Here is a 5332-nt window from a genome sequence, read left to right on the forward strand (position 1 = left end):
CCTCCCGCACGATCCCGATCGACCTGCTGCTGCTCGCCTATAGCGCAGGTGTATTCCCTATGGCCGACCACCGCATCGATGACGAGGTCTATTGGGTCGAGCCACGCGAGCGAGCGATAATCCCGCTCGACGGCTTTCATCTAGCCAAGAGCCTGAAGAAGGTGCTGCAGCAGGATCGCTTTGCCGTCACCTGCAACCACGACTTTGGCGCGGTGATCACCGAATGCGCTGCCCCGCGCGAAGAGCATGCCGAAAGCTGGATCAGCCATCGCATCGAAGCGAGCTACATCATGCTCCACCGTGCCGGTTATGCGCATTCGATCGAATGTTGGCAGGACGGATTACTCGTCGGTGGACTCTATGGTGTCGCCTTTGATCGGGTCTTTTGCGGAGAGAGCATGTTCAGTCGAACCGCCGACGCCAGCAAGGTAGCGCTCGCCTGGCTGGTCGCCGCGATGCGCAACGCGGGTTATCGCCTTCTCGACTGCCAGTTCATGACCGACCATCTTGGCACCATGGGCGCCGTGGCATTGCCGCAATCGGGTTATCTTGACCTGCTTTCTGGGTCGCGCGGTCAGCCTTCTGCGCCACTACCCTCAGTCGTGGCGGAGCTCGCCGGAGCCTCCTCGCCCGGGAAGGCCATCGTGCAATCCTTGACCCAGACGTCGTAGATCGGGTGCTCGACCACGTTGAGGCTGGGTGAATTCTTGAACAGCCAGCCCGAGAAGATGCGGTCGAACTGATCACTCGAACCCCGGCGCTTGACCAGCACCTGCACGAAAGCGCCGGTTTCCTTGGGCATCTCCCACGGTGCGGTCCGTTCGCAAGCCTGCACGCGAACGATCACGTCGCCCACGCGGCGTTGTTCGCCAGGCTTCATCTCGAGATCCTGGCTGACGTTGTTACGCTTGTTGAGCAGGCCGATCATCGCCACACGTTCATTCATCGGCGTGCCGATTTCACCCGCGACGACGGGTTGCGGCGCAACCGAAGCAGTCTTCAACGCATCGGGAATCTCGGTTTCAAGCGCATCGGGTGCCCCCGGGCCTTCGCGATCGCAAGCTGCAAGCAGCAGAAGGCCTGAACAAAGGGCCAGCGCCCGGCGCATCGTCACGCGTCCGGCGACCAGGCTTCGTAATCACCCGTAGCGCGGGCGCGCTTGCCGCCACGCTCCAGCGCGCCGGCCGGACGATAGGCAGCGGCAGTGCCGGTGGCGTTCGGCGTATAATCCGCTTCCCAGATCCGCGGGGGCGGCAAGTAGCTTTCAGGCACATCGTCGAACGCGCCGTGGAGCCAGCCATGCCATTCGGCAGGCACGCGGCTGGCGTCGTTCGCGCCGTCGTAGATCACCCAGCGCCGTTCACGCCCGTCGGCGGTCTTTTTCTTGGAGCGGAAATAGGCGTTGCCCTGCGCGTCCGTTCCGACTCGCTCGCCATTGCGCGACGACCAGAGGAGCGTGCCGACGGTGGCGCCGTCCCACCAGGTGAAGATCTTGCCGAGGAAGCTCATGCGGGCGCGGTTAGCCGATTCGGACGCGATGGCCAAGCATTCCCTCGCCCGAAATCACCCTTACCATTCGACCATGTCGCCCGCGACGATGCCCAGTTCCGCGGCACGCCCGCCGCGCAACTCCAGAACGCCTAGCACCGGGCCGATCGAATAGACCGGATCGAGCGAATAGGGCGTGGTCATGGCGGCGATGTTGCTGATCTTCCGGTCCGGGCCGATAAAAATAATGTCCAGCGGCAGCGGCGTGTTCTTCATCCAGAAGCTCTGCGCCCGCGTGCCGTCATAGGGGAAGATCATCCCCTCATCATCGGGCAACTCGGTGCGAAACATCAGTCCCTTGCTCTGGGCCTGGGGCGTTGCCGCCACTTCCACGCGGAAGGCGTGCTTCCCGCTATCTCCCGTAACGGTCAGCGGAATGATCATCAGGCCAGAGACTGGATGGGTGTCCGCCTGTGTCGCTTCGACGGCAGGGCCTGCTTCCGCCGCAACCTGCGGCGAGCAGGCGACCAGCGCGCACGCTCCCCACCCGAATAAGATTGGCTTCAGAATGCTGCGTCCCGCGCTTCGGCGACCCATTGTTCGAGCTCCTCGATCGTGGCGGCATCCAGCACCCGCCGGGCCGCGTCGAAGTCATGGCCCGCGCGCAGCATCGCGGCAAGGCGCTTTTCCCGTAGCTTATGGCGTGCGTCGACATCGCGAGGCTCCGCTGCGTCGAACGGACCGAACCTGCGCCTGCGGGCAAAGGCCACTGCCGCTTCGCGGCGCTCGCTCTCATCGGGTCCCAGTTCGGCGCGCAACCCTTCGCCGATATCCGCAGCCTTCAAGGCCTGGTCAACACGCCGTGCGCCATAGCCGCGTGCCAGCAGGCCCTGCGCCTTCGCTCGCCCATATACCGCATCATCCACGTATGACTTTTCCACGAATCGCGCGACCAGGGCCTCGATGTCGGGATCACCTTCACCATCCCACCCGCGTTCGCGCAATTTGCGGTGCAAATAGGCCTCAAGCTTGCCCGCACTGGTGGCGAATCGGGCCACGTAGGCGAGCGCAAGTTCCTCGATTCGCACGCGATCGAGCGGCTTGGGCGTGCGTCGCTTGCGACGAAATGTTGCACCATCCTCAACCATCGGCCATATTCGTGCCATAGTACTTATCGATTGGGAAAGACTACACGGGCGTCCGCACGCAGACGGGCGCCGTTGGGCTCATGAGGGGTGGCCGCGAGGCGCTCATAATCCACGGGTATCGCTACACTATTATGACCGACGCCGTTCTGACGCCGACGCCGAATGATTGCGACCTTCCCCGTCGCCGTTCGGACTTCGCGACCTTCACCGAGGCGGTCGATTACGCCGCCCGCAGCCTCAAGGGGCTCAACTTCCACGACATGCGCGGCACGCTTGTGCGCGTCTATCCATATGTGCAGATGCGCGAGGATGCTCTGCGGGTCGCGCGCCAACTCGCCGCAGCGGGCATCGGCAAGGACGATCGCGTTGCGCTGGTGGCCGAGACCTGTCCCGAATTTGCCGCCCTGTTCTGCGGCTGCATGTATGCCGGAGCCTGGCCGGTGCCGCTTCCGTTGCCGACCGGGTTCGGTGGCAAGGAAAGCTACATCGACCAGTTGTCGGTTCAACTCGAGAGCAGCGATCCGAAGATCCTGATTTACCCTGCAGAGATCGAGGAAATGGCGGCGGCAGCAGCCGCACGCCAGGGCTGCGAAGGCCAGAACTGGGATGATTTCGCTAAGCGTCCCGATCCCGAGTGCGAGCTACCCGAGGCAAGCCCCGAAGACATCAGTTACCTGCAATACTCATCGGGTTCGACACGCTTCCCGACCGGCGTGGCGGTGACACATGAGGCACTGCTGCACAATCTGCGTGGCCATGCCGAATCGATGGACATCGGCACCAATGATCGCGTCATCAGCTGGTTGCCCTGGTATCACGACATGGGTCTGGTCGGTTGCCTGCTGTCGCTGATCGCCAACCAGGTGAGCGTCGACTACCTCAAGACCGAACATTTCGCGCGCCGCCCGCTGGCCTGGCTTGACCTGATCAGCCGCAACAAGGGTACCACGCTGAGCTATTCGCCGACATTCGGCTACGACATCTGCGCCCGCCGCATTTCCAGCCAGAGCCACGTCGAGGACCGCTTCGACCTGTCGCGCTGGCGCACCGCCGGCAATGGCGCCGACATGATTCGCCCGGACGTGATGCAGAATTTCGTCAACGCCTTCGCTGGTGCAGGCTTCAAGGCCAGCGCGTTCAACCCCAGCTACGGCCTGGCCGAAGCGACGCTGGCCGTTACCGTGATGCCTCCTGGGGAGGGAATTCGGGTCGAACTGGTCGAGGAAGAGCGTCTGTCCGGTCGCCCGCGCGACCTGTCGAAGCCCGCCCGTTATCGCGCCATCGTCAATTGCGGCAAGCCGATCCCCGGCATGGAGGTCGAAATCCGCGACGAGAAGGGCCGGACCAAGGGCGATCACCAGATCGGCAAGGTCTGGTGCCGCGGCAAGAGCGTGATGCACTCCTATTTCCGCAATCCCGAAGCGACCGAGGAATGCCTCGTCGATGGCTGGCTCGACACCGGGGACATGGGCTACCTCGCCGATGGCTATCTGTTCATCGTCGGCCGCGCGAAGGACATGATCATCATCAACGGCAAGAACTTGTGGCCCCAGGATATCGAATGGGCGGTCGAGCAATTGCCGGGCTTCAACCACGGCGACATCGCCGCCTTCTCCATCGATACCGAGAACGGCGAGGAGGCTCCCGCCGTGCTGGTCCACTGCCGCGTGTCCGATCCCGAAGAACGGATCAAGCTGCGCGACCAGATCGCCGACAAGGTCCGAGGCGTTACCGGCATGAGCTGCGTGGTCGAACTGGTTCCGCCGCGCACGCTGCCACGTACCAGTTCGGGCAAGCTCAGCCGCGCCAAGGCCAAGCGACTCTATCTCGCCGGAGAGATCCAGCCGCTCGACCTGGCTGCCTGACAGTCAGTCGAAGATCGCCGAATTTACTTGCCCTTGGGGCGCGCGCCCGCGCACAATTGCGCAATCGCCTTGAAGATCGTGTCTTAGCCCCCTAATACAGGCTGATACACTTCAATGCGCCTGCCAAACGGGAGACCCGCGCAACCATGAGCGAAAGCAAGACGCAGACCGCGACCGCCGTCGAATTCGAACTGACCCCGCCAGCCCCGGTGCCCGAAGTGACGCCGGAAAAGGCGGCGGGGCTCGTCCCGGTGGGCGAAGAGGTGAAGAGCAAGCTCGAAGCCAAGGTCGACAGCTTCGTCGAAGACCTGGTGTCGGCGGATGCCAATTCGCCCGAATTCGGCAAGAAGGTCGACCAGCTGACCAATATGGGTCGCAAGGAAATCATGGCCGCTGCGGGCCAGTCCAATCGCTTCCTCGACCGACCGATCCGCGCAATGGACAAGGATGAAGGCGTCGGCGCCAACCTTGCCGAGTTGCGCCGCGTGGTCGAGGATCTCGACCCTGGCAAGCGGGGCAAGCTTTCGGGAACTCGCAAGTTCCTGGGCATCATTCCCTTCGGGAACAAGCTGACCAACTACTTCCGCAGCTACCAGAGCGCGCAGACGCATATCCAGTCGATCCTGGGCAACCTTGCCAGCGGCAAGGATGAGCTGATCATGGACAATGCCGCGATCGACGTCGAACGGCAGAAGCTGTGGGAAGCAATGGGCAACCTGGAACAGATGATCCACATCTCGCGGACGCTGGACCAGAAGCTCGAAGAAAAGGCCGCCGAACTCGACGCAACCGATCCGGCCAAGGCCAAGGCGGTTCGCGAGACCGCGCTGT

Annotated in this window: 7 protein-coding genes; 3 read left to right on the forward strand and 4 right to left on the reverse strand. The window is 63.1% G+C overall.

Annotated features, from left to right (window positions below; genetic code table 11):
* The first annotated feature begins 11 nt into the window (after positions 1-11).
* Entirely contained in the window at positions 12-671 is a 660-nt protein-coding gene (gene aat, locus AAFM29_RS16505) for a leucyl/phenylalanyl-tRNA--protein transferase (RefSeq protein ID WP_341713851.1), read from the forward strand.
* Here aat and AAFM29_RS16510 read toward each other — a convergent pair.
* Genes AAFM29_RS16510 through AAFM29_RS16525 form a run of 4 tightly spaced genes read right to left on the reverse strand, consistent with a single transcriptional unit; the run spans position 575 to position 2654 of the window.
* Positions 575-1108, reverse strand: coding sequence for a DUF2155 domain-containing protein (locus AAFM29_RS16510; protein WP_341713852.1), 534 nt, complete (start codon positions 1106-1108; stop codon positions 575-577). The genes aat and AAFM29_RS16510 overlap by 97 nt on opposite strands.
* Before the next feature lie 2 nt (positions 1109-1110).
* Positions 1111-1509 (reverse strand): NADH:ubiquinone oxidoreductase subunit NDUFA12, encoded by a 399-nt coding sequence (locus AAFM29_RS16515; RefSeq protein ID WP_341713846.1) that lies wholly within the window; start codon positions 1507-1509, stop codon positions 1111-1113.
* 60 nt (positions 1510-1569) lie between these two features.
* Positions 1570-2085 carry a DUF192 domain-containing protein gene (locus AAFM29_RS16520; protein WP_341713847.1) on the reverse strand — a complete coding sequence of 172 codons (516 nt, stop codon included), beginning with the start codon at positions 2083-2085 and terminating at the stop codon, positions 1570-1572.
* Positions 2052-2654, reverse strand: coding sequence for a RecX family transcriptional regulator (locus AAFM29_RS16525; protein ID WP_341713848.1), 603 nt, complete (start codon positions 2652-2654; stop codon positions 2052-2054). Before AAFM29_RS16525 ends, AAFM29_RS16520 begins: the two co-directional genes overlap by 34 nt.
* 113 nt (positions 2655-2767) lie before the next feature.
* Here AAFM29_RS16525 and AAFM29_RS16530 point away from each other — a divergent pair, with 113 nt between their 5' ends.
* Both AAFM29_RS16530 and AAFM29_RS16535 read left to right on the forward strand, forming a co-directional pair.
* Complete coding sequence (locus tag AAFM29_RS16530; protein ID WP_341713849.1) at positions 2768-4501, forward strand: fatty acyl-AMP ligase; 1734 nt, start codon at positions 2768-2770, stop codon at positions 4499-4501.
* 146 nt (positions 4502-4647) lie between these two features.
* Positions 4648-5332 (forward strand): toxic anion resistance protein (locus AAFM29_RS16535; protein WP_341713850.1); only part of this gene is annotated, 685 nt, incomplete at its 3' end.

It is taken from the genome of Erythrobacter sp., assembly GCF_038133525.1.
In the GTDB taxonomy this organism is placed as follows: domain Bacteria; phylum Pseudomonadota; class Alphaproteobacteria; order Sphingomonadales; family Sphingomonadaceae; genus Qipengyuania.